Annotated in this window: 21 protein-coding genes; 14 read left to right on the forward strand and 7 right to left on the reverse strand. The window is 66.2% G+C overall.

Annotated features, from left to right (window positions below; all coding sequences use genetic code 11):
• Window positions 1-17 precede the first annotated feature (17 nt).
• Window positions 18-914 (reverse strand): polyphosphate kinase 2, encoded by an 897-nt coding sequence (gene ppk2 / locus ACWPOB_RS22705; protein WP_455402226.1) that lies wholly within the window; start codon window positions 912-914, stop codon window positions 18-20.
• 339 nt (window positions 915-1,253) lie between these two features.
• A complete protein-coding gene (locus ACWPOB_RS22710) occupies window positions 1,254-2,291 on the reverse strand; it encodes an AraC family transcriptional regulator (protein ID WP_455402199.1) in 1,038 nt (345 codons plus the stop codon).
• Window positions 2,292-2,681: 390 nt separating this feature from the next.
• On the opposite strand from ACWPOB_RS22710, the gene ACWPOB_RS22715 reads away from it, so the two are divergent.
• The 4 genes from ACWPOB_RS22715 to ACWPOB_RS22730 are packed head-to-tail and all read left to right on the forward strand — an operon-like array spanning window position 2,682 to window position 5,101.
• Window positions 2,682-3,179, forward strand: coding sequence for a methylated-DNA--[protein]-cysteine S-methyltransferase (locus tag ACWPOB_RS22715; protein WP_455402200.1), 498 nt, complete (start codon window positions 2,682-2,684; stop codon window positions 3,177-3,179).
• Window positions 3,166-3,657 (forward strand): RNA polymerase sigma factor, encoded by a 492-nt coding sequence (locus ACWPOB_RS22720; RefSeq protein ID WP_006939896.1) that lies wholly within the window; start codon window positions 3,166-3,168, stop codon window positions 3,655-3,657. The genes ACWPOB_RS22715 and ACWPOB_RS22720 overlap by 14 nt, the downstream gene beginning before the upstream one ends.
• Window positions 3,654-4,241, forward strand: coding sequence for a methylated-DNA--[protein]-cysteine S-methyltransferase (locus tag ACWPOB_RS22725; protein WP_100059291.1), 588 nt, complete (start codon window positions 3,654-3,656; stop codon window positions 4,239-4,241). Before ACWPOB_RS22720 ends, ACWPOB_RS22725 begins: the two co-directional genes overlap by 4 nt.
• A complete protein-coding gene (locus tag ACWPOB_RS22730; protein ID WP_455402201.1) occupies window positions 4,238-5,101 on the forward strand; it encodes a DNA-3-methyladenine glycosylase family protein in 864 nt (287 codons plus the stop codon). Before ACWPOB_RS22725 ends, ACWPOB_RS22730 begins: the two co-directional genes overlap by 4 nt.
• Here ACWPOB_RS22730 and ACWPOB_RS22735 read toward each other — a convergent pair.
• On the reverse strand, window positions 5,080-6,657 hold the full coding sequence (locus ACWPOB_RS22735) for a bifunctional 3'-5' exonuclease/DNA polymerase (protein WP_455402202.1): 1,578 nt from the start codon (window positions 6,655-6,657) through the stop codon (window positions 5,080-5,082). The two genes, ACWPOB_RS22730 and ACWPOB_RS22735, sit on opposite strands and share 22 nt — an antisense overlap.
• A gap of 113 nt (window positions 6,658-6,770) precedes the next feature.
• Window positions 6,771-8,102, reverse strand: coding sequence for a YhgE/Pip domain-containing protein (locus ACWPOB_RS22740; protein ID WP_100055274.1), 1,332 nt, complete (start codon window positions 8,100-8,102; stop codon window positions 6,771-6,773).
• 235 nt (window positions 8,103-8,337) lie between these two features.
• Here ACWPOB_RS22740 and ACWPOB_RS22745 point away from each other — a divergent pair, with 235 nt between their 5' ends.
• The gene (locus ACWPOB_RS22745; protein WP_455402203.1) at window positions 8,338-8,712 is read left to right on the forward strand and encodes a DUF4247 domain-containing protein; all 375 of its coding nucleotides are present in this window, start codon (window positions 8,338-8,340) and stop codon (window positions 8,710-8,712) included.
• Between the two features lie 692 nt (window positions 8,713-9,404).
• Here ACWPOB_RS22745 and ACWPOB_RS22750 read toward each other — a convergent pair.
• A complete protein-coding gene (locus ACWPOB_RS22750; RefSeq protein WP_455402204.1) occupies window positions 9,405-10,169 on the reverse strand; it encodes an SDR family NAD(P)-dependent oxidoreductase in 765 nt (254 codons plus the stop codon).
• Between the two features lie 1,425 nt (window positions 10,170-11,594).
• Between ACWPOB_RS22750 and ACWPOB_RS22755 the strand changes: the two genes are divergently transcribed.
• The 6 genes from ACWPOB_RS22755 to ACWPOB_RS22780 all read left to right on the forward strand — a co-directional run bounded on the left by ACWPOB_RS22755 (window position 11,595) and on the right by ACWPOB_RS22780 (window position 19,101).
• Window positions 11,595-14,066, forward strand: a complete 2,472-nt coding sequence (locus tag ACWPOB_RS22755) for a CoA transferase (RefSeq protein WP_455402205.1) — start codon at window positions 11,595-11,597, stop codon at window positions 14,064-14,066.
• A 70-nt stretch (window positions 14,067-14,136) separates the two neighbouring features.
• Window positions 14,137-15,258, forward strand: a complete 1,122-nt coding sequence (locus ACWPOB_RS22760; protein WP_455402206.1) for a thiolase C-terminal domain-containing protein — start codon at window positions 14,137-14,139, stop codon at window positions 15,256-15,258.
• A complete protein-coding gene (locus ACWPOB_RS22765) occupies window positions 15,255-15,692 on the forward strand; it encodes a Zn-ribbon domain-containing OB-fold protein (RefSeq protein ID WP_455402207.1) in 438 nt (145 codons plus the stop codon). Before ACWPOB_RS22760 ends, ACWPOB_RS22765 begins: the two co-directional genes overlap by 4 nt.
• Before the next feature lie 65 nt (window positions 15,693-15,757).
• Entirely contained in the window at window positions 15,758-16,591 is an 834-nt protein-coding gene (locus ACWPOB_RS22770; protein WP_455402208.1) for a mycofactocin-coupled SDR family oxidoreductase, read from the forward strand.
• A gap of 85 nt (window positions 16,592-16,676) precedes the next feature.
• On the forward strand, window positions 16,677-17,453 hold the full coding sequence (locus tag ACWPOB_RS22775) for an SDR family NAD(P)-dependent oxidoreductase (protein ID WP_455402209.1): 777 nt from the start codon (window positions 16,677-16,679) through the stop codon (window positions 17,451-17,453).
• Window positions 17,425-19,101 carry an aldehyde dehydrogenase gene (locus ACWPOB_RS22780; RefSeq protein ID WP_455402210.1) on the forward strand — a complete coding sequence of 559 codons (1,677 nt, stop codon included), beginning with the start codon at window positions 17,425-17,427 and terminating at the stop codon, window positions 19,099-19,101. Before ACWPOB_RS22775 ends, ACWPOB_RS22780 begins: the two co-directional genes overlap by 29 nt.
• 260 nt (window positions 19,102-19,361) lie before the next feature.
• Here the strand turns inward: ACWPOB_RS22780 and ACWPOB_RS22785 are convergent, their stop codons facing one another.
• Window positions 19,362-20,135, reverse strand: coding sequence for a tyrosine-protein phosphatase (locus tag ACWPOB_RS22785; RefSeq protein ID WP_455402211.1), 774 nt, complete (start codon window positions 20,133-20,135; stop codon window positions 19,362-19,364).
• 367 nt (window positions 20,136-20,502) lie between these two features.
• On the opposite strand from ACWPOB_RS22785, the gene ACWPOB_RS22790 reads away from it, so the two are divergent.
• The 3 genes from ACWPOB_RS22790 (at window position 20,503) to ACWPOB_RS22800 (ending at window position 24,625) form a co-directional block, all read left to right on the forward strand.
• Entirely contained in the window at window positions 20,503-23,217 is a 2,715-nt protein-coding gene (locus ACWPOB_RS22790) for a PEP/pyruvate-binding domain-containing protein (RefSeq protein ID WP_455402212.1), read from the forward strand.
• Between the two features lie 31 nt (window positions 23,218-23,248).
• Window positions 23,249-24,175 (forward strand): DUF7065 domain-containing protein, encoded by a 927-nt coding sequence (locus tag ACWPOB_RS22795; RefSeq protein WP_455402213.1) that lies wholly within the window; start codon window positions 23,249-23,251, stop codon window positions 24,173-24,175.
• A 93-nt stretch (window positions 24,176-24,268) separates the two neighbouring features.
• Entirely contained in the window at window positions 24,269-24,625 is a 357-nt protein-coding gene (locus tag ACWPOB_RS22800) for a hypothetical protein (RefSeq protein ID WP_455402214.1), read from the forward strand.
• An 84-nt stretch (window positions 24,626-24,709) separates the two neighbouring features.
• Here the strand turns inward: ACWPOB_RS22800 and ACWPOB_RS22805 are convergent, their stop codons facing one another.
• Window positions 24,710-25,507, reverse strand: coding sequence for a FadR/GntR family transcriptional regulator (locus tag ACWPOB_RS22805; protein WP_455402215.1), 798 nt, complete (start codon window positions 25,505-25,507; stop codon window positions 24,710-24,712).
• Between the last annotated feature and the right edge of the window lie 189 nt (window positions 25,508-25,696).

Below are 25,696 nucleotides of genomic sequence, written 5' to 3' on the forward strand. Positions count from 1 at the left end.
CTTTCCCGGCGCGGACGTCAGTAGGGAGTGGGGATCCAGTGCAGCGGTTGCGTCGTCACCTGGTAGTTGTCGGGGCTCTGCCGCGCCGGGAGGGTGATGTCGCGACCTTCCAGGGGCTCGTAGGGGATCTTGCTCAGCAGATGGTTGATGATATTGAGCCGCCCGCGCTTCTTGTCGTCGTTGTCGGCGACATACCACGGTGCCCAGCCGGTGTCGGTGAAGCGGAACATCTCGTCCCGCGCCCGTGAGTAGTCGTACCACCGGCTGTACGACTGCAGATCGAGGTCCGACAGCTTCCAGATCTTGCGCGGATCGTCGATCCTGCTCTGCAGCCGTGCGGTCTGTTGCTCCTCGCTCACTTCGAGCCAGTACTTCAGCAGGATTACACCCGCCTCCACCATCGCGCGTTCGACGGCCGGAACGAGCTGGAGGAAGCGGTGCGCCTCCTCCTCGGTGCAAAAGCCCATCACACGTTCCACCCCGGCGCGGTTGTACCAGCTGCGGTCGAAGATCACGACCTCACCACCGGCCGGCAGATACGGCAGATATCGCTGCACATACATCTGCGTCTTCTCCCGCTCGGTCGGTGCGGGCAACGCGACCACGCGGAACACCCGAGGGCTCACCCGCTCGGTGATCGCCTTGATGACTCCGCCCTTCCCGGCGGTGTCACGCCCCTCGAACACGATGCAGACTTTCGCGCCCGACGCTTTCACCCATTCCTGCACCGCGACGAGCTCGGCGTGGAGCGGTCTGAGCAGGCGCCGGTATTCCTTGTTCTTCATCGGTGGGGTGAACTCGACGGTCGGCGCGTGCAATTCACCGGTATCGGCACGATGCTGCGGCTCACGTTTCCCGTCCCCGTGAGCCTTGCCCTTCTTCTTCGATTTCGAGGGTGCGGATTTCGATCCCACAGCTGTATCTCCTGCCACCAGGAATCCGATGCGATCAAGCCCGGGGCCGGCTCGGCGCCTTTCCGACCCGACGTCGCGTTCTCGGGTCCTGCACCGGAGGTGCGGACGATGCGTATGAACCGAAGGCGCACCGCCGGACGTGGCGCTCGCGTGTTCCGGCGGTGGCGTGCATGAGTGGGATTCTCCCCCCAACCGTGCAGGGCATGTCGCGTTTTGCGGCGGATGGTCGGCGCTGTGTCGATTGCGAGGGCGGTCGATTGCGAGGGCGGGGGCTCATGCCGGCGCCCCCGGCCTGTCGGCTCGCGGGCGCGAGCGGACGGGTCGAGCTTTGGCATCACGTCAGGTCGTTTCGATGTGACGTGCCTGGATCTGTTCCGACGACGAGTCTCCGGCGCGCCAGCGACTCGGGGTGCAGCCGAAACGTTTCCGGAACCAGCGCGAGAAGTTGCCGGGCGAGGAGAATCCGAGCAGCTCGGAGACCTCGGTCAGGGAGTAGCGCCGGTTGCCGACCATGTGCCCGGCCAGTTCGGCGCGGACCGAATGCAGGAGCGACGAGAAGGTGTAGCCGTCGTCGGCGAGTCTGCGGTGCACCGTCCTGCGGTCCACCCCCAGGCTGCGAGCGACCTGCTCGATCGAGCAACGACCGGTGGGAAGCAGGAGTTCGATCAGCTCGCGGACGCGATTGAGCGTCGTCGCCTCACGAGGGGCATGCATCGAATCCAGGAGCTGCTGGGCGTAGGGCCGCAACAGCGGATCGGACATCGCATTGGGGGCGTCGAGGTCTTTGGCATAGAGGGTGATTCCGTCGAAGTCCTGCTCGAATTCCACGACGGGTCCGAAGGTCCGGAGATGCGTGCGCATGTTGCGCGGGGCGGGATGGGTGAACGACACGGTGACGGGCTGCCAGGCCGGCCCGAGGAAGCCTTGCAGCAATCGGTGCAGAACTCCGACGGCGAGCTCGACAGATTGGCGGAAGGTTCCCGGTTTCCCCAGGTCGAGGGTGAGCCGGAGGGTTGCGACACCGCCGTGTTCGTTCAATCGGATGCGCAGGGCTTCGTTGTACATGTGCTCGTACCGCATGAGGACCTTCAGCGCGCTGCGGACGTCGGGCTCCTCCCGGATGACCAGGCTCAGCGGGCCGAGGTTGGAGAATCGCCGGCGCTCGGCGAGGGCGAGACCGAAGTCGTCCCGGCCGGACTCGGCGGCGGAGCGTTCGAGCAACTCGGCGATCGTCGCTGCCGGCACCCAGCGGTCCTGCAGGCTCAGGCCGGCCGGGTCCAGGCCGGCGCGCCTGACGAGAGAGGCGGGGTCCAGGCCCAGCGAGTGGGCGAGTTCGACGTAGTTGTTCAGTGAGGCATAGCGTGCGAGAGGCTTCAACTGCCGCTTCCTGTCCCGAATCGATAAGCCACGCGACGAGTGATGACGACTATATCGGCGTCGACCGAGAGGCTCGACGCCGCGACCGCGGGTTCGCCCGGCCCTGGGACGGGGCCACGCCCGCCGAGACGGGAAGAAAGAAAAAGGACCGGCACGCCCGGTCGCCTCACGGCGAAAGGCGCAATGCAGCTCCAGCCGGACGGAACTCTGCAAAGGCAAAATAACTGAGCCCGGGGGACACGGAGCGTGCCGATCCGAACTCTTCAACACCGCCCCTGTCCCCGATATTCCATCCCCGCCCGAGTGAACTGCATCTCGGATCGCTCGTTTCTCACATTTCTCTCCGCCGATGCGTCTACCTCGTATACGCCGGATGGAAGGATCAACCCCGTGAACGCGACGCGAACCCACACGGTCGTCGACTCACCGATCGGACCGCTGACCCTGGTGCGGACGGACGGGGCACTCAGTGGCCTGTACCTCGCCGAACACTGGCACCGGCCCGGCCCGCGCACCTTAGGAGACGTCGCGGCGACCGGTTTCGAGGAGGTCACCGAGCAGCTCGCCGAGTACTTCGCCGGGCAGCGCACCGAGTTCACCGTGCCCCTGGCACTGCACGGCACCGCCTTCCAGCTCCGCGTCTGGCAGGCGCTGCGGACCGTCGCATACGGCACGGTGTGCACCTACACGGACCTGGCCGCCGCCGTCGGGCACCCCACGGCGGTGCGTGCGGTGGCCGCCGCGAACGGCCGCAACCCCGTCAGCATCGTCGTGCCGTGTCACCGCGTGATCGGCCGCGACGGCAGCCTCACCGGATATGCCGGGGGTCTCGCCCGCAAGCGCTACCTGCTCGACCGGGAGGCGCAGGTGACCCATGCCGTCCCCTGACCCGCTGCCGCCGTTCGAGCGGGTCGTCGCCGAGCACGGTGCCACCGTCCTGCGGGTGTGCCGCGCGCTGCTCGGTCCGGTCGACGCCGACGACGCGTGGTCCGAGACGTTCCTCGCCGCGCTGCGCGCCTACCCGGCGCTGCGTCCGGGCAGCAACGTCGAGGCGTGGCTCGTCACGATCGCGCACCGCAAGGCCGTCGACGTCCACCGCGCCCGGGCGCGGACCCCGGTGCCCGTCGCCGCCCTGCCGGAACGCCCCCTCGCCTCCGGGATGCCCGAGCCCGACGACGACCTGTGGTCGGCGGTGGCCGCGCTGCCGTTCACCCAGCGCGCCGCCGTCGTCTACCACCACGTCGTCGGCCTGCCCTACGCCGAGATCGCCGCGATCCTCGGCAACTCCACCGACGCCGCGCGCCGCGCCGCCGCCGACGGCCGGGCCGCGCTGCGCCGCCGCTACCCGACGGAGGAACCGTCATGACGCTCGAATCGTCGCCTGTCGATGCTGCCGACCTGACGCGCCTGCACGCGCGGCTGATCCTCGACGCCGAGGCCGCCGACCTGCTCGACGTCGCCTATCGGATCGTCGACACCCCTGTGGGGCCGCTGCTGCTCGCCGCCACCCCCGCCGGCCTCGTGCGGGTCGCCTACGCCGCCGAGGATCACGAGGCGGTCCTCGCCCGGCTCGCCGCCGACATCAGCCCGCGCATCCTCGCCGCGCCCGCTCGGCTCGACGCCGCCGCCCGCCAGCTCGACGAGTACTTCCGCGGCGCCCGCACCGCGTTCGACCTGCCGCTCGACCTGCGCCTGGCCAGGGGCTTCCGCCGCGAGGTCATCACGCACCTGCCGCGCATCGGCTACGGCCGTACCGCCAGCTACGCCGAGGTGGCGGCCGTGGCCGGCAGCCCCCGTGCCGTCCGGGCGGTGGGTACGGCGTGCGCGCGGAATCCGTTGCCCGTCGTCCTGCCGTGCCACCGGGTGGTGCGCAGCGACGGAGACCTCGGCAGGTACGTGGGCGGAGCGGACGCCAAGCGCACGCTGTTGCGGCTCGAGGCCGCGGCGTGAGCGTCGTCCTGCGGTTGGCGGTGACGCCGCCGCTGGCCACCGCCCCGATGCTGGCGGCCCTGCGCAGCCACACCGTCGCCGGTCTCGAACGACACGACGCGGCCACCGGCACGCACGTGCGGTCGGTGCGGGGCCGGCACGGCCCGGCGGTGGTCGCGATCCGGCCCCGGCCCGACGCCGAGCACGTGCCCGTCCGGATCGACGCGGACCGCCGCGACCTGCCCCAGGTCGAGCAGTCGGTCCGGCGATGGCTCGACCTCGACGCCGAGCCTGCCGTGATCGACGCGGCGCTCGGCGCCGATCCGCAGCTCACCCCGATGGTGGCGGCCCGGCCGGGACTGCGCGTGCTCGGGACAACGGACTGGTTCGACACCGCCGTGCAGACCGTGCTGGGCCAGCAGGTCAGCGTCGCCGCCGCCGCCACGTTCGCCGGTCGGCTCGTCGCCCGCTACGGCGATCCGGGATCCGGTGATATGCGCTGTTTTCCGACCCCCGAGCGGCTTGCCGCCGCGGATGCCGACGAGGTGCAGGGGGCGGTGGGGCTCACCCGGGCACGGGTGCGGACCGTGCTGGCGCTCGCTCGCGCCGCGGCCGACGGGCTCGATCCGGCCGAACCGGTGCGGTTCCGTACCGATCTGGCGGCGCTGCCCGGCATCGGGCCGTGGACCGTGGACTACCTCGCCGTCCGCGTCCTCGGGGACCGTGACGCGTACCCCGCCGGAGATCTGGTGCTGCGCAGGGCCCTCGGCGTGGGTTCTGCCCGCGAGGCGACGGCCCGGGCCCGGCAGTGGAGTCCGTGGCGGGCCTACGCCGCGTTCCACCTGTGGACGCACGCCGCCTACGGCTCGTCCTCGCCGTAGCGTTCCCGGATCGAGACATGCATGGGGAAAAGCACTTTCGTGTCACCGAACAGCAGTCGGGTCGCCGACTCCACCGCGGCGGACAGGTGCGTCGTCGCGGCGTCCGGGGTGCGGGTGTGCACCACGATCTCGTCGTGCTGGAAGAAGACGAGTTCGCCGGTGTCGTCGGTTGCCAGGCGCAGGCGCAGATCGGCTAGCACGCACAGCGCCCATTCGGCGGCCGTCGCCTGGACGACGAAGTTGCGGGTGAACCGCCCCCGCGCCCGAGCGTCACCGTGTGCGAAGAAGTCGGCACCCGGCGGCGGGCACGCGCGGCCGAGCCACGAATGCACCACCTCACCGCGCTCACCGGCATGTGCGGCGCGTTCCACGAACTCCACCGCCTCGGGAAAGCTCCTGCGCAGCAGGGTGAGCAGCGCACGTGACTCGCCGGCCGTCGCACCGTAGAGCACGCCGAGCACGGCCACCTTCGCCTTCGCCCGGTCGCCGCCGAACGCGGCCGCAGCCACCGGTGCGTACAGGTCGTCGCCGCCCGCCGCCGCCGTCATCCGCGGGTCGCCGGACATCGCGGCCAGGATGCGCGGTTCGAGCTGGCCGGCGTCGGCGATCACGAAGACGTGCCCGGGCTCGGCGATCACGCTCGACCGCAGCGCCTTCGGGATCTGCAGGGCCCCACCGCCGCGGCTCGCCCAGCGCCCGGACACCACGGCGCCGGGTACATAGACCGGATGGAACCGGCCGCCGCGCACCCAGGTGTCGAGCCACTGCCAGCCGTTGGTGCTGTGCAGCTTCGACAGATCCCGGTGCTGCAAGAGCAGCGGCACCGCCGGATGGTCGAGTTCACGCAGCACCCATTTGCGGGTGGACGACAGGTCGATGCCTTCGCGCCGGAACGCCTCGAGAATTTCGGTGTGCGAGGCCGGATTCAGCGCACGGCCGAAGACCTCGCCGATCCGTGCGTTCAGTTCCGCGATCCGGGGCGGCAGCCCATCGTCGGCGGGACGCGCACCGAGGGTGCGCTCGAGCACCCGGCGGTGGGCGTCGGCGGAGAACGGCAACCCGTCGAAACCCATCTCCGCGGCGGCCAGCGTGCCCGCCGATTCGGCGGCGACGAGCAGTTCGAGCCGAGCATTGCCGGCGAGTTCGGTGCGCTGCCGCTCGAACTCGGCGAGCACGGTCTCGAGGTCGACGGTGGGGGCGACGTCGAACAGCCCGGGACGCTCGTCGACCGGTTGTTGCTCCGGTGGTGCGGGAATCCCGGCGCGTACGTTCAGGATCGCGCGTGTGGACGCCAGGTCGTGGCATCGGCGCACCCGGACCCCGGCGCGTAGCAGGGCGGGGTACACGGTCGCGGTGCCGGTCCAGATCCACCGCGGCGGATCCGCCGCCTCGAGCGTCCGCACGGCCGTCGCGAGGTCGTCGTGGTGTTCGGCCGCGGCGATCGGGCGTCCGTCGGCGCCGACCGGAACGGTCCATCCGCCGGGCGGCTGCCCGCCGGCGGTGTCGGGAACCAGTACGGTGCGCACCCGTCCAGTCTGCACCCCGGGCGATTTCATCCCTCGTTTCACCCCGGCGCGGCTGGGCCGGGCGGAATCGGAACGCTACGTTCGAGACCCGGGGCCCCGCTGCTCTGCCCTCGAGGAGCAGCGGGGTCCTGTCTTTCGCGCCGTTACACCGAGGCGGGGAGGGGTGCGGGTTCGGCGTCGCTGCGGCGGTGGAATCCGCGCACGTCGTAGATCCGGGTCACCACCCCACCCAGCACGAGGCCGATGCCGAGTCCGAGCAGTGTCATCAGGGCACCCCGGGTCAGACCCGCCGGCCCGCTGCCGTCGAAGTACAGGATGGCCCGGGTCGCGATGTACACCTGGTGCATCGGTTCGAACGTCGACAGCCACGAGTACAACGGCGGCATGGCCTCGAGCGGCACGGTGCCCCCCGACGACGGCAGGCCCAGGATGATGAAGATCAACAGATTCACCAGCAGACCCGCGGAACCGAACACGGCCATCACCGAGATCGAGGTGACACCCACGGCGGTGATCGCGAGGGCGCCGTACTCCCACAGCAGCAGGGCGCGGGTCACGGGCATGCCGAGCAGGGTGGCGATCCAGAGGTAGAGCGCGGAGACGATCAGTCCCAGGATCACCATGATCGCCCACTTCACGAGCAGGACCCGGAACCGCGACAGGTGCGCCGTCTTCCGGTCGACGTACCAGGGCCCGTACTCGGTGGGGACGAAGCCGAGGGCGCTGTCGACGAGCGAGTTGACGATGGTGGCGCCGGTGAAGCCCGCGAGGATGAGCAGCAGCGTGTAGTAGAACGCGGACAGGCCCAGCCCCGTGCCGTCGGGCAGTGGCTTGTGCTCGACGAAGCGGACGTCGATCGGATCCGCCAGCACCAACCGGCTTCCGCCGGACAACTGCAGATCCGGGGCACTGGTGGCGAGGGTATCGGTCACCGTGGTGGTGAGTTGCTCCCCGACGGTCGTGTTCACGGTGGTCAGGGCGCGGTTGGCGATCGACTCGACGATGCCCTTGCCGAAGGTGCCGGTGCGCGGGTTGGTGTAGACGGTGATGATCGGCTTCTCGATGTCACCGGGGATCACGCTGCCCTGCGCGAGGATCGACGTGCGTTTGGTGAAGTCGCTCGGAATCACGATCGCCCCGTAGAGCCGGCCCGAGTCGAGTCCCGAGGTCGCCGCGGAGATCCCGACCTGCTGCAGATCGATCTCCTCCGGATCGACCCCGTCGGCGATGGCGGCGGTGATCTCGGCGCCCAGGTTGCGCTGCTGATCCGAACCGGGGAGCACGTCGCCGACATCTTGGTTCACGATGGCGACCGGGAACTTGTGCAGATTGTCGGCCGGATTGATCATGCTGCCGATATAGAGGGCCGCCAGGGCCGCCATCACGGCGGTCACCACGACGACCGGCGCCAGCCAGAAGCGGGGGCTGCGCAGCGTGCCGGCGTGGGGGTCGGCGCTGATCTCCGTCGAACTCATTCCAGACCTTCCGTGGGTTGTGCAGTTTGTGCGGTGCCATTCAATTGTGCACACCTGTGGTCAGATGTGGATCCATCCCGGCTTCCTCGTGGTACGAGACACGAAACGGACACGCGCGCGAGGCGGCTCACTTCCGGACTGTAGGGTGCCCCGCGGAACAATTCGATACGGGGGGATTTCATGGGGGGGAATCGTGCGCGCGGGCCGGAGGTCCGTCGCAAAGCGAGTGGTGCCGGTGCTCGCGTCGTTGCTGCTGCTCGTGGGCTGCGGCAGCGAGATCCGGGACCGCATCGCCGACATCTACGAGCATCGCAGCACGCGAGGGGACACCGCGGTGTACCACTCGCCGGATCCGGTGCAGGCGACCGTCGACGCCATCGTGCGCAAACAACAGCCGACGGCGCGGACCCTCGACCATGGCCGGTGGCACCTGCGGTTCCCCGGCGACGTCGTGACTGTCGAGACCGCAGCCGAGGGCGGTAGCACCGTCACGGTCCGGGACGTCGACCGGAAACCGCGCCGGGGTCTGCTCCAGCGGCTGGGGTCGCTGTTCGAGTCCGACTCGTCCGGGGCGGGGCACCGTCCGGGATCTGGGCGAGGGGTGAGGTAGGTGCGGAGGCGGGGTTGCTCGACCGACGCTGTGGTGAGGGACGACGCAGGCGCCGATCGTCCGGATCGTTGCACCGATCCAGCGATGCCAGTGCCGCCCGCCACGCGTCATGGTGCAGCGAACGGATTCCGCGTTCGAACGGTCAGTGCGCCGACGATTCCGCACCGTCCGGCAGTCCTGGTGCGACTCGCCTTCGTCAGGGGCCGGTCGCCGGCCTTGGCCGGCGTCCCGGCTCGGAATCGCCCGCACCTTTACACTCAGACCGCTGAGACGACCTGCGGGAGAAGGTCTCTCACCGCCTTTCGATCACCCGACGCCTGTGGCGCACAAGTCCGTGGCGAAGAGGGCCGATACCTGCTTCAAGATCGCGTTCAGCGCCGGTCTCGGCGCTGAACCACCTCGGCTGCCGGGGCCGCACTGCGCGTCCTTGGCCGCAGTACAAGCCCCGGCGGCACCTTGGAGCGACAACACCTTCCCTCAGGTGTGAGTGGGACGTCGGCGCCGGTCTCGTACTCGTTCACCGGGCTACACGCGCACACCGATCTTTCAGGCGAAGACCGCCGGGACGCCAAATCGCTACCAGGTGTTGACGTAAACGAAAGCGCTACAGGTGATCCACTCAGGAATCGACTGCGGAACCGACGTCCCAAAGTATGAGATCGGGAGTGCCGACCGTCGAGCATTCGAACGGTCTATCCGATCGCCATCCGGCCGCCGTCGATCGGAAGAAGGGCGCCGGTCGTATATGACGACGCAGCCCCGGCGAAATACAGAACCGCACCGATGATCTCACGCGGGTCACCGCCTCGTGCGAGCGGCCACTGGGAGGCCAGATCTTCGAACGCCTTGGCGTCCCAGCCCTTGCTCATGTCGGTGAAGAAGGCGCCGCACATGATCGTGTTGACACGCACACTCGGGCCATAAGTGGCAGCAAGGCCTTTGGTCAGGGAGTTCAGTGCCGCCTTGGCCGCACCGTACGGGACGTATTCCGGCGCCGGACGTTCGGCTGCATTGCTCGAGATATTGATGATCGAACCGCCGCCGTCTGCGACCATCCGAGGCGCGATCAGCGCGGATAACCGGAACGGACCCTTGATATTGACGTCGAAGATCTTGTCGAACAGTCCTTCGCTAACCTTATCGAGGCTCGGGTACAGCGGCGAGATCCCGGCATTGTTGATCAGCACGTCGACCCGACCGAAGGCATCGTAGGCCTTGTCTGCCAATGCGGTCACCGAGTTCCAGTCGCCCACGTGAACGCCGATCCCCTTCGCCTCCGAGCCGGTGTCCCGGCTGATTTCGGCGGCCAGAGCCCGACATGATTCCTCATTGCGGCTGGCGATGATCACGTGGGCGCCATCGCGCGCCAGCGCGATGGACATCTCCTTACCCAATCCCCGGCTACCGCCGGTCACCAGGGCAACCTTGCCATTCAACTCATTACGTTCGACGGTCATTGTTCTTCCTCGTTGCTTGTTCGGGGATTCGACTCGGTCCGCTATGAGCACGTATACGCCGCGCCCGATGCTCTGCCGGATGAATTTGCTTCGGGATGTCGAGCCATGGGTGTTGCCGATCTGGGCTTGGACGGGATGTCGAGCAGCCGATTGTCGACGATGTTGCGCAAGTCTTCGTTCGAACCCGGGACGTACTGGGGCCGGGCGAAGGTCCTCCACTCCCGGTGCCTACCGCCAGTCGGCGTCCCGACGCGGCGCGGGCGTACTCCGACGCTGCGGTGAGTCGAGGTATCCAGCGGAGTTGCCGCAGCGAGCTCAGTGTGCCGGAGACGATGCCGTAACCGACCGCTGCCTTGTACCCGCTGCCCGATATCGACAGCACGGGATCGGCGATCAGGGTGTCGGTATCGCCGATGGACCAACCTCCTCCGAGGGAGAATTCGATGCTGGACCGGTCGATCCCCGAATTGACCAGCGTCGTCCACGTGGCGATAGCGCCATGCTCGCATCCCGTGTAATCGGACGTCCGGCCGAAGAAAACGGAGCCCGACGCCGGCGATGGCGAGACCGGGTGCCGACCCGGTAGTACTCTGCGCCTGAGCGACCATGCGCCCGTGCTGTCCCCGCCGCTGGTCGAGTCCGGTAGCCACTGCCTGGGTCGGTCGATCGTTGTGCTTGGAGTTCCGATACGGAAAGCGCGCGGTCACGCAGCATGCCCAGGCTGCTTCGCACAGGCACGCCTCCCTATTGTCATTGCAGCCGAATAGGGAGTCGTCGAACAGGTCGACCCCGGCGACTTCACGGACGCCCATACCGATCCCTCCCACCGTCAGTACCCGAGGAGACCGCGATGGTCTCCTACTTGGGACACCCTCACCATATTCCTCATGATGATGTTGTCAAGGGTGCAGTTGGTCGATTCCGGACGTGGCCGTGCCGGCGACTCCGACCCAGCCTGCAGCATCCCCGCCTGAGAGCCGGCGAGCCTGGCCCGATCGAGCAAAGGTCGTCGAATGGGCAGTTTCGAAGGCGACCGACTGTCGACCCCGGCTACCCGGATGGACCCACCCCATATATGCCAACAGGGCCCTACTCCGCCCAGGCATACGCCTCATCCTTCGAGTGCGGCGGACCAGTCCTGGTGCCTTCGCCACGGGTCGCCTGGTTCTGCCGACGGTCGACACACTCCTTCGACACATCCGGCACCTACCGCGAAGGCATCTCCTCCTGCCAGGCACCGCGCCGTGCGCACGATCCACGCCATGAGAGACATGCTCCAGGCCGTTGCCGCCGGCCACCATCGTTGCTTAATCCCTCATGAGGAACTAGTGTGTCGGCCAACACAGACTACTGAGGTTCTCGGGCTGGCTAATGAGCAATTCAGTGCTCCTGAGGCCGTATTGACTGCCCAGTCAAGGAGGCGACGTGCAGGATTTCACAGAGATAGTCGAGCATGCCCCCCCGGTGTACGAGGGATTGCGCGTCATCGACCTGACTCAAGGCATAGCCGGCGCGCTCAGCACGATGCTGTTGGCGGACGCCGGAGCAGAGGTCGTACGCATCGAGCTACCCGACGATCCGTTCGACGGACTCTCGGGTTATCGCGTCTGGCACCGCGGGAAAAAGCGCGTGCAGCTCGATCTCTCGCGGCGAGCCGATCGTGCCGCACTTCATGATCTGGTCGCCACCGCGGACGTTCTCGTCGATGCCGTCGAAGCTCTCCCCGAAGAAGTCGACCTCGGTGCCATCGCGACCGGTAACCCCGGGCTGGTCTGGTGCTCGATCACCGGATACGGCGACGCTGCGAACCATCAGGGGCGTCGGCCCATCGACGCCCTGGTCGCCGCCCGTACCGGCCTCCACTGGGAGGCGCGCGGAATCCCGGGCACAACCATTGGCGCCCTGTCCGGCTGGGAGGACCCGCTGGCAGACATGGACCTGGGTCCCGGGACCGGCGTGGGCCCGGACCGTCCGGGCCCCATGTACATGGGAATTCCGTGGGCCAGCAACGGCGCCGCGTATCTCGCGACGATCGGGATCAGCGCCGCGTTGCGGGCACGCGAGGTCTCCGGGCGCGGTCAGCACGTCGAGACCTCCCTCTTGCAGGGTGCCCTCTGCGCCGGAAGCATCGCGTGGCAACGGTCCGAAAACCCCTACGCCGAAGGCTATCTGGGATGGACCACGGACCCTCGAGCGCCCAAGGGCTTCTATCGGAGCTCCGACGACCGATGGATCCAGCAATGGGTGCAACTTCCCGGTTTCATGCTGGGCGTGAGCGAGGGAGACGAACTGGTCGTGCCCGAGTCGGGAGTGTCGCCGAAGGATGCCGAGCTCCGGATCTCGACGGACTACCACGACATGGTGATGCTCGGGCACTTCCACCCCGAAATGGAAGCGGCGGCCAGGAAATTCCCGGCCGACGTATGGGAGAAGGCCGCGAAGACCGCCAATGTGCCGTTCGAGATCGTTCGATCCCCGGAGGAGGCTCTGCAAGACGAGTCGCTGCTGGCCGACGGTTGTGTGCGGGAATTCGAGGACGACGAGTTCGGGCCTATCCGGGCGGTCGGTGACGTCGTCCGCCTCTCGCGGTGCTGCTCCGGCATCGGTGCGGGTACCCGCTCCGGTGCTGACCACGACGAGCAGGCACGCGGCGGGGCTCGGGAGGCCCGGCCCACGCCGCGGACAACCCCGGGCGATCCGTCCGCACCTCTCGCGGGTGTGCGCGTCCTGGATCTGGGACTTGCCATCGCCGGTCCGTTCGGTGCACAGGTGCTCGCGTCGCTCGGTGCCGACGTGATCCGGGTGAGTGCACGTCAGGACGAGGCCTGGATGAGGACCCAGTACTCCCACATGTCGAATCGTGGCAAGCGCAGCGTGGTGATCGACATGAAGGCGCCCGACGGTAAGGAGCTCTTCCGGAAGCTGGTCGAGACTGCGGACGTGGTGCACCACAACATGCGCGCATCCGCGGCCCGACGGCTGGGAGTCGACTCGGACAGCCTGCGCAAGATCAACCCCAGTCTGATCTACTGCCACACCAGAGGTTACGAACACGGCGAGCGGGAGGCCAAGCCGGCCAACGATCAAACCGGGGCGGCACTGGCCGGAACCGAGTGGGTGGACGGCGCAGCCGACAACGGCGGCACACCGATCTGGCCTTCCGTGTCGCTGGGAGACACCGGAAACGGGCTGCTGTCGGCGATCGGCGTCCTCCAAGCCCTGTACCACCGCGATCGCACCGGTGAGGGACAGGACGTGGACACTTCGATCGTGTACGCACATCTGCTCAATGCCTCCATGGCCTGGGTCACTCCTGACGGAGCTCACCGCGGTGATCGCCCGGTCATCGACTCGCAGAGCTGGGGGATCTCGCCGCTCGAGCGGATCTATCCCACCAGCGACGGCTGGATCTGCCTCGCGGTCACCTCCGAGGAGGACTGGCAGCGACTTGTCCGGGCGATCCCCGAACTCGACATCGAGCAGTTCGCCGACGAGGAAGGCCGGAAGCGTGGCGCGACCGAACTGGCGAAGACGCTGGGGGCCGTCTTTATAGCCGAAGCCACAAGTTCGCTGACGGTCCGTCTCGATGCCCACGGCGTTCCTGCCGAAGGTCTGCCCGATGCGCCGGCGGTCGCTGTCTTCGATGACCAGGACCTCAAGGATCGTGGACTGATCGAATCGTTCTTCCATCCCGAGATGGGGACGATGGAGATGGCCGGCAGGCTCATCGACATCGAAGGTGCCGCTCCACTGGGACGCGCACCGGTATTCGGCGAGCACACCAGGCAGATCCTCGTGGAACTGGGCATCGGAGACGACGAGGTCGACCGCCTCGTGCGTGCGGGGATCGTCGTCGATACCGCAACCGCAGAGACGGGAGTGGGCAGTGGTGCGTAGCTATGCCGAACACCGCGACAGATGCTCCATCATAGGGATCGGTGAGACGGCGTACACTCGCCGGTCCGGTGTGAGCGACCTGGCGCTCGCTGTGGAGGCCTCGCATCGCGCGCTCGAGGACGCGGGCCTGCACCCGGGCGACATCGACGGCCTGATCCGCAACGACTTCGACACGGTGACACACAACGAGTTGGCGAACGCCCTCGGCATCGAGAACCTCACGTACTGGGGCCTCAACGGCGCCGGAGGCTCGGCAGCGCCGGGTCAGATCGCCCAGGCTGTGGCGGCCATCGAGAGTGGCCAAGCCACAACGGTATTGGTGTATCGCGCGCTGAACGGAAGATCGGGTGCCGACCGCTACGGACAGACCCGGCGAGGGCTGGACGGACCGAACGTCGTCGGAGGCAACAGCACGTACGACGAATACTTCCTTCCGTACGGCCTCGCTGCGGCCGGTCAGCTCTACGCGATGGTGGCTCAGCGCCATATGATCGAGTACGGCACCACGAGCGCGCAGTTGGGAAGCATCGCCAGCACGATCAGGAAGCGGGCCAACGCGAACCCACGGGCGCAGCTGGGTCACCGGACGATGACACTGGACGACCACCAGAACTCGCGGATGATCTCGCAACCGCTGAGGTTGTTCGACTACTGTCTCGAAACCGATGGGGCGTGTGCGGTAGTCGTCACCGCGACCGATCGAGCCAGAGACGGGCACCGGCCCCCGGTGCTGATCCGGGCCGTGACGATGTCGACCGGTGCGGAACCGAAAGGCGGCGTGGTTTTTCCTTCGCTGTTCCGCGATGCGTACACCACCTTCCCCTCGGTGCAGGCCGCGCGGACGTTGTACTCGCGCGCCGGGCTGGGACCGAGCGATATCGATGTCGCGCAGATCTACGACTGCTTCACCATCACTGCCCTCGTCCAACTCGAGGACTACGGATTCTGCGCGAAGGGCGAAGGTGGTCCCTTCGCGGCAAGCGGAGCAATCGACCTCGGTGGGCAGATTCCGATCAATACGTCCGGCGGGCATCTCTCGGAGGGCTACATCCACGGGCTGAATCATGTGGTCGAAGGCGTGCGCCAGATGCGTGGTGAATCCACCGGCCAGGTCCCGAACGCCAGCACCTGTCTGGTCACCGGAGGTTCGCCGGCCCCCACCAGCGCGTTGATCCTGAGGAGGGACGAGTGAGATCAGTATCGGAAGCGGTGCAGCTCGAACAGTTGCCGATCCCGACCGCCGACGACCCCGACTCGGCACCGTTCTGGGCCGGCTGCGCTGAGCGAAAGCTACTGGTGGCCTTGCACGACGACGGCACACCGATGCACCCCCCTGCGCTGGTGGGCACGAAGTACGGGCCGGTGCGGTGGGTCGAGGCGGCGGGTACCGCGACGCTCCACACATGGACCGTGGTCGAGCACACCGTCGATCCGGCGTTCGAGGCGCCCTACAGTCTGATCCTCGTACAGCTCACCGACCACCCGACGGTGCGCCTCGTCGGAACACTGGACGCGGCAGTGCCCCTGTCAGCAGGAATGCCGATGCGGGTGCGTTGGGAAGAGCGATCCGGCGTTACCATCCCGCAATGGGAGCCGGACGTCGATCCTGTCGACCCGACGATCTGATGCCGAGCAGTGCCCGGCATTTCGACAATCGAATAGCACCCACATCAGAGTAGGAGTTGACACAAATGGGTATGTTCACCGGCAAGGTTGCGCTGATCACCGGGGCAGCTCGAGGGCAGGGTCGATCCCATGCACTTCGGCTTGCCCGCGAAGGCGCGGACATTCTCGCCCTGGATGTGGCCGAGGATATCGACAGCTGCTTCTTCCCGCTGGCGACGCAGGATGACTTCGACGAGACGGTTCGCCTCGTCGAGGAAGGGGGTGGGCGCATCCTGGCGAAGAAGGGCGACGTCCGCAACTACGAGGATGTGCGCTCCCTCGTCGAGGAAGGCATCGAGAAGTTCGGTCCTGTCGGAATCATCTGCGCCAATGCCGGCATCGGTTCGAACTACCTCAAGACCTGGGAGATCCCGGAGAAGGACTGGAAAGACGTCCTCGACATCAATCTGACGGGTGTCTTCAACACGGTCAAGGCGGCCGTTCCTTCGATGATCGAAGCCGGCAAGGGCGGGTCGATCACCCTGACGTCGTCGTCGGCGGGACTGAAGGGCTACGAGCACCTCGCGCCGTACGTGTCTTCGAAGCACGGCGTGATCGGTCTGATGCGGACGCTGGCAAACGAGCTGGCACCGCACAGCATCCGCGTCAACGCGGTATGCCCCGGGTCCGTTCGTACCGGAATGATCATGAATCAACCGACGTTCGATCTCTTCTGCCCCGACGTCGAATCGCCGACCGAGCAGGACGCACTGAAGGTGTTCGGTCAGATGCCGGCTATGCCCGTCGACGTTCTCGAACCCGAGGACATCACCGAGGTCATCGCATTCCTGGCGTCCGATGCGGCACGCTACATCACGGGCCTGGCCATTCCGGTCGACGCCGGCCAATTGGTCAAGTGACCTGCTGCCCGGTCCGGACCACCGATCACAGGGGTCGAGCCTAACGGTGAGACCGTCAGATTCATGGCGACGAAGGATGAAGAACATGAGTGAACCCCGCATCGCGCTGGTGACAGGCGGGACCGACGGTATCGGGAAGGCGATCGCGCTTCGGCTGCTCGACGACGGGATGCGAGTTGCCGTGACGGGCCGCAACGCCGAGAAGGGCGAGGCGTTGGCGGACTCGGTCGGGCGACCCGACGACTTCCGGTACATCGAATCCGATGCCCTCGACCCCGAGGACGCGGCGCGGGTAGTGGCGAAATGCCATGCCTCGCTGGGCAGAATCAACGTTCTCGTGAACAACGTGGGTGGTGGATCGTCGAGCGAGTTCGGGTACATACATGATCTCGATCCTTCGGTGTGGGCCGACAGCTTCAACCGGAACGTTCTCAGTGCGATCCGGATGACGCATGCGGTCGTTCCCGACATGCTCGAGCGCAAGTGGGGCCGCATCGTCATGATGTCGTCCCTGGAGGGGAAGATGCCGACCCTCCCGAAGGTGGGACCATACGTCACCAGCAAGCATGCGCTGCTCGGCCTCGCGAAGGCGATCGCCTTCGATTACGGGATGGACGGCATCACGTGCAATGCGGTCTGCCCGGGCTACGTGCACATCCCCACCCGTGTTCGGAAGGCATCCAAAGCCATGGCGGAGGGCCGTTTCGCCGATCCTCACCAGAATTACAAGGATCTGTCGAGGATCGGAAGGCACATGGAGCTGAGCGAAGTGGCACATGCCGTGTCGATGCTCGTCGCCGAAGAAAGTTCCGCCATAACCGGGACCGCCCTCAATGTCGACGGCGGCTCGTCACCCTACTGACACGCCGGCGACGGTCGGGATTCACGACATACGCAAATCCGTGACGGTGCATTCCGTGGCCGTCGAAACAGGAGTGAATGAAATGCAGCTCAAACGAGAATACGACGAATTCTTCATCGACGGTGAATGGCGTGCTGCTGCCTCGAACGAGAAGATGTCGGTGATCTCGCCGTCGACCGGAAAGGTCATCGGTCACGTACCGTCGGCCACCACCTCCGATATCGACGCGGCCGTGGAGGCAGCTCGCAGAGCCTTCCATGAAACGGACTGGCCCACGCTGCCGGTGGAGAAGCGGGCCGAGCTCTGTGAAGCACTTGCCGCGAAGCTCTACGAGCGCAAGGACGAGTTCGCCGATCTGCTCATCGACGAACTTGGGTGCACCCGGCAGCTGGCAGACGTCTACCAGGCTGTTGCGCCGACACTGCACTGGAATTACAACGCCGCGGTCGGTCGCGAGTACCCGTTCACGGAGGTTCGCACCGCAGACCTCGGTCCGCTGGCCGGTGGTTCTGCGGGCGGAATGGTCATGCCGTTCCAGACGCAGAGCCTCACCGTCAAGAGACCTGCCGGCGTGGTCGCCACCCTCGTCGCGTTCAATTTCTCGATGCCCGGTACCGCACAGAAGGTCGCACCCGCGATCGTGGCGGGCTGCACCGTGGTCATCAAGGTGCCGGAGCCCAACCCGCTCGCGGTCTTCGCCATGGGTGATCTGATCAAGGAGGTCGGCTTCCCTCCGGGCGTCATCAACATCGTCGCCGGCGGTGCAGAGGCATCGAACCACCTCGTCACGCACGACGATGTGGACATGGTCAGCTTCACCGGTTCGCTGGGCGTGGGCTCGAAGATCGGTGCGGCCTGCGGCGAGCGGATCCGCCCCGTCGTGCTGGAGCTGGGCGGTAAGGCGTCGGCGATCGTTCTCGAAGACGCCGATCTCGACGCGATCGCGCCGACGCTGGCGACCGTCAGCGTCGTTCCCAGCAGTGGGCAGAGTTGCACCGCCCAGAGCCGCATCCTGGTTCCCCGAGCCAAGCACGACGAAATCGTCGAGAAGCTCGTGAACGCAATCGGGCACTTGAAGACCGGTGATCCGCACGACCCCCAGACCGATATCGGGCCGGTGATCTCCGAAGCACACCGCGACAACATCCTAGGCTTCATCGAGCGTGCGGTGAACGACGGAGCGACCGTCGAATGCGGGGGCGGTGTCCCCGAGGGCGTGACCGACGGCTGGTACGTCGAGCCGACCCTGCTGACGAACGTGACGCCCGAGATGGAGATCGCGCAGGAGGAGGTGTTCGGCCCGGTTGTCGTGGTGATCCCCTACGACAACGAGGACGAAGCCGTACAGATCGCGAACAACACGAAGTACGGGCTCTCGGGATCGGTGTTCACTGCCGACGTGGCCTACGGCTTCAAGCTCGCGCAACGTATCCAGACCGGAACCTTCGCGGTGAACTCCTACACGGCCGACTTCAACGCCGCGTTCGGGGGCCTCAAGAAGTCGGGGATCGGGCGGGAACACGGACCGGCGGGCCTGGAGGAGTACTTGCGCCCGCAGACGATCGCCATCGATCCGAGCTACGAGCTCCCCAAGGAGATCGTGGAGTCGGCGGCGGTTGTGACCCGAGGTGTCCACAACGGCGCGTAACGGTTTCCCTGCGGCCATATGGTTCACCTCCGACGGCCGATCGAGTTCGACGCGAACGGGATTCGATGCGATTCGACCCCCTGTCCCTTCCGGGAGAGGGGGTCGTATTGTCGCCGGATCCGTAGGCGCGACTGCTCGTCGCGCACCGGGTCGGCTAGGCAACCCGTTGGATCGGTGGGGCGGGGAGGCGCTCGTCGACGAAAAGACCTGGCCCCTGTCCCGGGAAGGGACAGGGGCCAGGCCCTCGAAGAGGGGTTTGCTCAGTCGAGCATCAAATCCTTCAGCCGAGCGCGGCGTTCCGGGGTCAATCCGCAGACATCGACGAGATACTTTTCGTAAGATCCGAATTCACACTCGATCGCCTCGAACGAGGCTTCGAGATACTCGGGCCGGCTGCCCGCCTCGACGAGGCGTTCGGGCGAGAGGACACCGCCCGGAGGAAGCTCGTCGACGTACTCCATCATCGACCGGTGCAGCCGATCCTTGTCGATGGCGTCCTTGGACGCCAGGTAGTCGGCGATGATCGCATCCTTCTCCACCTCGAGCGCCGCAAGGATGTTGGCGATGACGAAACCGGTGCGGTCCTTGCCTGCCACGCACATCACGACGAGCGGAAGCTGCTCGTCGTCGATGATCGAGTCGTAGATCGTCTTCATGCTGTTGACGAAGGCGCCTGGCATGTCCGCGGCGTTCTTGCTCAGGACGCCGACAAGAAAATCGCCTTCGGCATCGCTCATGATCTTGGAAATGAGCTCCCTGCCGGCGACACGGGTGTCGGGCAGGGTCTCCACCGGCACGAAGTGCGGCTGATCGCCCGGCCAGATCAGGGGGTGCAGGTTTCGCTCGCCGTCACTGCGGAGGTCGCAGACGCTGCGGATGCCGAGATCGGCCAGTTGCTTCTGCGCGGATTCGTCGAGTCCGGTGAGGGACTCCGACCGATACAGGACGCCTTCCTTGATCTTGCGGCCGTCGATTGTGGGAAGGCCGGCGAGGGACCGGAAGTTGGGGACGCCCGACAGGAAGCTGGACGGCATCTCAACCACCGGCCCGGCTCGGATCACGGTCTGAGAACGGGGCGCTCATGTGTACCTCCAGTGTTGACGTGCGCCGTGCGATGCATCCTGACGAAGTCGCGGTGCCCGACTCCATCCAAGGTGAGGACAGGCCGACAGTCAAGGCCTTTTCTTCCGAGGAATTTGTCGATTGGCGAGTACCCGGCAGGGTATGCACAAGATTATGTGAAATTCGTTGAACGAGTTCATAATACCACGACCAGAGCCGGCGGGACCCTGCCCGCGGACCGAAATCCTCCTGAGGAACCTTGACAGTCGCGGCGCAGCTCTGCATCATTGCCGCTATGGCGGGAGTCACAGCCCACAGCACTGATGGAATGGAGCACACGTGAGTACAGCCATTCGATTTGTCGATCCCGGCGCCACGGACGCGCGGTTGGTCGGCGGCAAGGGAGTGAACCTCGGTGAGCTCGTTCGTGCGGGCTTTCGGGTTCCGAACGGCTTTACGGTAAGCACCGAGGCGTACATCAAGACCCTCGCGGAGAGCGGGACCACCGACAGGATCTTCAAGATCCTGGACGGTCTCGACCACAAGAACCTGGATCAGCTCGAGAAGACGGCTGCCGCGATCCGCGACGTCATCCACTCGGTGGAGATCCCTGCCGTACTGGCAGAGGAGATCGAACGCGCCTATGCCGAGTTGGGCGACGAGATCTACGTCGCTGTTCGCTCGTCCGGCACGGCCGAGGACACCGCCGACGCCAGCTTCGCCGGCATGCACGACACCTACCTCGACATCCGCGGAGTCGACAACGTGCTGGATGCGGTCCGCCGCTGCTGGGCGTCGATGTGGACGTCCCGTGCGGTCGCCTACCGCGAAGATCACGGGTTCGACCATCACGAGGCCAGCATCGCGATCGTCGTCCAGACCATGGTCGAAGCGGATGTGAGTGGCGTGATGTTCACGGCCAACCCGTTGACCAACCGTACCGACGAACTCGTTGTCAATGCGGCCTACGGCCTCGGCGAGGCGATCGTGTCCGGCGTCATCAATCCGGACGAGTTCACGATCGATGCCGCCACACTGAGCATCAAGCAGGCGAACGTCGGCAATAAGAAGGAGAAGATCGTCCGGGCGCCGGACAAGGCGAGTGGCACGGTCACCCTTCCCGTGGCCGAGGAGGACGCGGAGAAGCTCAGCCTGACCGACAGCCAGGTGGCCGAGCTCGCGGACGTGGGCCGCAAGGTGATGGCACACTACGGCGGCCTCCCGCAGGACATCGAATGGGCGTTCGTCGACGGAAAGTTCTACCTGCTTCAGGCTCGTCCGATCACGGCCCACAACTTCACGTGGCCGGAAGGCTTCAACGACTGGCAGAACGGTCCCGAGGACCCGGATACGCTGTGGACCTTCAAGTACGCCGAGCAGTACTGGACCGGTGGCGTGACCCCGCTGTTCTTCTCGGTGCGTGCTCGTGAGACCCAGGTCGGCTACGACAACATGAACGCCCGCGCCGGCTTCCAGGATCTCCTCGGCCAGCGCCTGTACAAGTACAAGCACGGCACCATCTACTGGAACGTCGACCTCGACGAGAAGCGCCTTCGCTATGTGCTGCCGAAGTTCGCGCGCCCTGCGGGAGCGAACGTGGTGCCGGCGGACATGCACGAGTCCATGTTCAACGAGCCGCTGGACGTGGTGCGCTGGCTCAAGGCAATGGTCAGCTTCAGCGTCTCACCCGTGTACTCCCTGTCGCGGTGGAAGAAGGTCATTCGCGAGGACTACCTCTTCAACGAGAAGGCGGTCGCCAGGGCCAACGGACTGTCGCAGGACGAGCTCGAGAGACTGTCCGACGACGAGCTCTACAGGTACCAGCGCGACCTGCAGCAGTACGCCATCGACTTCATGGACCCCCTGTGGTTCGGCGCCTACACCGCGATGTCGATGTTCTTCGCGCTCCACGGCGCACTCGTGTCCAAGTACTACACCGGAACGAACGAGCTCCTGGGGCAGGAGCTGATCAGCGGCCTGCCGACCACGCTCCAGCACGTCGAGAACCGTGCGTTCTTCGAGCTCACCTCGAAGATCCGCAACTCCGAGAAGCTGTCTGCGGTGTTCAAGCAGCATCAGGGCGCCGCGTTCTTCCGGGAGCTGGAGAACAGCGACGTGGGCAGGGAGTTCCTGAAGGAGTACGCCGAGTTCCTCACCGAGCACGGCCACCGGGGGCACCCGGACCGCGATGTGATCTTCAAGCGCCGCGCTGACGACCCCGCTGTCGACTACGAGGCCTTCAAGGTTCATCTGGCGGCGCCCGAATCGACGCCGCCAGCGGTACTGGAGGCGCGCGTCCGGGACAAGCGACTGGCGGCCGAGGCGGAGGTCCTCGAGTCCCTGGGCAAGGGCACGATGGGTGCCCTCAAGCAGCAGCTCTTCACCTTGCTGCAGAGCCAGATCATCGACTTCCTGGTGCTCCGCGACGACTGGCGCCACTTCATCGACCGCATCACGTACGCCAAGCGCAAGGCGTTCCTGGAGGTTGCCCGGCGTTGCGTCGAGCGCGGCCGACTCGACAAGGAAGACGACGCCTTCTTCCTCGGCGAGACCGAGCTGTTCGAGGTCCTGAGAGGCACCGCTCAGCATCGGCTGGTGCAGGCCAAGATCGTCGCCCGCCGGCGCGACTTCGACACGTTCGAATCGCGGAAGTTCACGCCGCCGACCTTCATGCGGGGCGAGGTGCCGGTGGAGGATGTGCTTCCCACCGCCGACCTTGCAGCCGGGCGGATCATGGGTGTCGGTACGTCCGCCGGCCAGGTCGAGGGTCGCGCGCGCGTGCTGGCGAGCATGACCGAGATCGGCACGCTCGAACAGGGTGACGTGCTCGTCTGCAATGCCACCGACCCAGGCTGGTCGCCGGTGTTCGGCGTGATCAGCGGACTGGTGATCGAGACCGGCGGAATGCTGGCACACGGCGCCTGCCTCTCCCGCGAGCACGGGATCCCGGCTGTGCAGATCGTCGGCGCGACCCAGATCATCCAGGACGGCGCTCGCATTCGCATCAACGGGACGACCGGAGCGGTGGAGTTGCTCGAGGTGGCCGACGCATGATCGCCACGGTTACCTCCCGAGGAGAGACACCATGAAGCTACGCACGGTCGATCCCGCCGACGACGGTTCGCACTACCCGGACGGTGGTGACGAACGCTGGCAGGAAAGCTGGGTGCTCTACTGGTTCGACCCATCGAGCAATACCGGCGGATCGCACCACTTCGGTCTTCAACGACCTCGCGAGCGGGCCGATGTCTGGGACTGGATCGCAGTCGATGGCCGGCCGGCCGGCCACTTCAACGCCCTGACGTTGCCGATCCCCGACCAGGACATCTCGAAGTTCGAGCTCGGCAACATGAAGATCCAGACGTTGGATCCGCTGAAGAGGTACCGCTTCGCCAGTGAGTATCCGAGCACTGGGACCAGCATCGACATCGTCTACGAGGCCTTCACTGAGGCGATCTCGGTGCAGCTCGACGGCCAGGGCGCCGAGGTCGGGGCCAACCACTACGAGACCTTCGGCCGCGCATCGGGAACGGTGACCCGGAACGGGGTGTCCACGGAGGTGTCCGGTTGGGCCTTCCAGGATCACTCCTGGGGGATCCGGGACTGGAACACCATCGGTGCACACCGTTGGATCCAGGCCCAGTTCTCCGAGGACTTCTTCTGTGCCGCAGGGACGTTCTCGACCGACGCGGGCATACGGTCCTTCGGGTACGTGTTCGACGGCGAATTCAAGCAGGTGACCCGGGTCGCCTTCGGCGGCCGGATCGGCGACGACGGTTTCAGTGTCGAAGGCTGCGACACGTACATCTGGACGAAACCCGGCGATGCGTACCACATCACCGGTGACTGCGTCAGCTCGCAGATCAGCAGTCACCACGAGGGCTGGTTCACGAGCAACGGGTTCGCGACGTTCGAATGCGGCGGACGCGTGGGAACGGGGGTGCTCGAGATCGCGGAGCTGAAGAAGCTGACCCCGAGCCTGCAACAGAAGCTCGACGAAGCAAACGGATAGCACGCAGTCGGATCACACACCGACCATGCCCCCGTGGGGACGTTCCGACGTCCCCACGGGGGTATGGGGCACGTGGTGGGAGGAAGGAAGACGATGGAAGCCGAGAAGACGCTGGACGCGCTCGCCGATGCCCTGTTCGGAGCGATCGAGCGAGGCGATGCAGATGCGTTTCTCGCCTGCTTCGAGAAGGGCGGCGTGATCGTCAAGAACGGTGGCGACAGGCGGTCCGCGGGGTCGGTTGCCTGCCGACTCGACGGTCGGCCGGCCGACTCCGCGCGGCACCGCTACTCGGCGGTCCGGCGGGAGTTCTTCGAGGCCGGATTCGTCGAGGAGCACGAAGTCCATTCGTCACTGCCGGGCGGTGGCATCGAGGTCCGTCATGCCTGCGTGGTGGGAAACGTCGGCGACGGCGGCCTTCTCAAAGAGCTGCGTGAGTACGTCGGTGGATGACATCCGCTGAGCGGAAGGCCACCGAGCAGCTCGACCGCTCGGCCGGACCGGATGTGAGTCCGGTTCCGGTGCTACGAACGTTCCTCACCGCCACTGGATGACTTCGTCCATCCGTTCCGGATGGCGGGAGCGAACGAATGCCACGACTTCTTCGATATGGTCGCGCATCAGCTGAGATGCCTTGCGTGGCCAGCCGGCGATGATGGCCTCGGCGATTTCCGCGTGAGCGTGCGAGATGTCCGATTCGGCCATCAGTTCACCGTCCTGCAGGATGTGAGCCACGACTATGTGATTCACGGCCTGGGTGAGAAGCATCAGCACTCGGCTGCCACTCAACTGCGCTATCACTGCGTGAAAGTCGTTCACCGCAGTCAAGAGCTCCGCTTCGTCGGACGACATCTCGGCGGCTCTTTCGGCAGCCGCGAAGGCCTCCTTCTTCATCTGCGAATCGCTGAGGCGCGCAACCTTGGCGGACATCGGAGGTTCGAGAACTTCCCAGGCCTCGAAGAGTTCGTTGTACGTCGCGCCCGCCAGCATGAAGTACATGGTTGCGGTCCGAGCCAGGTAGTAGGCGTTGAGTGCACTGACGATCGGGCCGCCGCCGGGTCCTCGCTTTATCGCGATCATGCCTTGCACTTCGAGGATGCGGAGCGCCTCCCGGAGCGTCTCGCGACTAACGGCATATGCGGAGAGCATTTCGGCCTCGCCGGGAAGTCGATCACCCACCTGAAGCTTCTGTTCGACGATGTCGTTGACGATCCGAGTCGCCGTGACCTCCGAGGCCTTGGGGGAACGCGCACTCGCGCTTCGGGCACCACCGAAATGGTTGAATCCGGGATCGTAGACGACCGGTAGGCCTGGGGTGGCATGCTTGTTAGTCAAGCCCCTCGCTCCGACTGATAGTAGCGCCGTTGATCAAATTGGCGAGCTTCGGTTGTGTCGCTCGGGGCAAAATATACCCTACTGATTAGCCGCAGGGGAGAGCGCGAGAGTGTCGCGCTGTTGTGGCTCACCGCGCCCTCGAGTCGTTCGCTCCGCGGGCTCCGGTGCGCTGCCGAACGCGGAACAATG

The sequence above is a fragment of the Rhodococcus sp. 2H158 genome (genome assembly GCF_053764755.1).

Coding starts and splice junctions, on each gene's coding strand:
- ACWPOB_RS22720 (WP_006939896.1), top strand. CDS start 3,166: ATGCCGTCCCCTGACCCGCTGCCGCCGTTCGAGCGGGTCGTCGCCGAG.
- ACWPOB_RS22725 (WP_100059291.1), top strand. CDS start 3,654: ATGACGCTCGAATCGTCGCCTGTCGATGCTGCCGACCTGACGCGCCTG.
- ACWPOB_RS22735 (WP_455402202.1), bottom strand. CDS start 6,657: ATGAAATCGCCCGGGGTGCAGACTGGACGGGTGCGCACCGTACTGGTT.
- ACWPOB_RS22740 (WP_100055274.1), bottom strand. CDS start 8,102: ATGAGTTCGACGGAGATCAGCGCCGACCCCCACGCCGGCACGCTGCGC.
- ACWPOB_RS22750 (WP_455402204.1), bottom strand. CDS start 10,169: ATGACCGTCGAACGTAATGAGTTGAATGGCAAGGTTGCCCTGGTGACC.
- ACWPOB_RS22770 (WP_455402208.1), top strand. CDS start 15,758: ATGGGTATGTTCACCGGCAAGGTTGCGCTGATCACCGGGGCAGCTCGA.
- ACWPOB_RS22775 (WP_455402209.1), top strand. CDS start 16,677: ATGAGTGAACCCCGCATCGCGCTGGTGACAGGCGGGACCGACGGTATC.
- ACWPOB_RS22780 (WP_455402210.1), top strand. CDS start 17,425: ATGTCGACGGCGGCTCGTCACCCTACTGACACGCCGGCGACGGTCGGG.
- ACWPOB_RS22785 (WP_455402211.1), bottom strand. CDS start 20,135: ATGCCGTCCAGCTTCCTGTCGGGCGTCCCCAACTTCCGGTCCCTCGCC.
- ACWPOB_RS22795 (WP_455402213.1), top strand. CDS start 23,249: ATGAAGCTACGCACGGTCGATCCCGCCGACGACGGTTCGCACTACCCG.
- ACWPOB_RS22800 (WP_455402214.1), top strand. CDS start 24,269: ATGGAAGCCGAGAAGACGCTGGACGCGCTCGCCGATGCCCTGTTCGGA.